The sequence below is a fragment of the Lactobacillus sp. C449L genome, from assembly GCF_059900815.1.
Genome location: NZ_JBWXGA010000258.1, coordinates 1 through 447, shown reverse-complemented (window position 1 = coordinate 447; position 447 = coordinate 1). Strand labels below are relative to the sequence as shown.

The window sequence follows — 447 nt, the reverse complement described above, 5'->3', positions numbered from 1 at the left end:
CCTGTTATCTGCGAGATCGCCTATCGCTGGTTTTGCCCTGCAGGCGGCACGGTCTTGGACCCGTTCGCAGGCGGGTCGGTGCGCGGCATCGTCGCCTCACGGCTCGGCCGATCCTACGTGGGCATCGAGCTACGGTCCGAGCAGGTCGAAGCGAACCGGGCGCAGTTGCACATTGCCGGCGACCCCGCGCCCGAGTGGCGGCAGGGCGACACGCGCGAGATCGCGCGGCTTGCCGCCGATGTATCGGCTGACCTGCTGTTCTCCTGCCCGCCCTACTGGAACCTGGAACGCTACTCGGACAATCCGGCCGACCTCTCGACCATGGGCGAGGAGGCGTTCTTCGCCGCTCAAGCTGCGATCATACGTGATGCCATCGGCCGGCTTCGCGAGGACCGCTTCGCCGTGTGGGTGGTTGGCGACGTGCGCGATGCGGGCGGCTTCTACGTC

At 67.6% G+C, this 447-nt stretch carries 1 protein-coding gene; it reads left to right on the top strand.

What is annotated here, in order from left to right; genetic code table 11:
* Positions 1–447: DNA methyltransferase (locus AC2JF9_RS09295; protein WP_500727197.1), on the top strand; the 447-nt coding region annotated here is incomplete at both ends.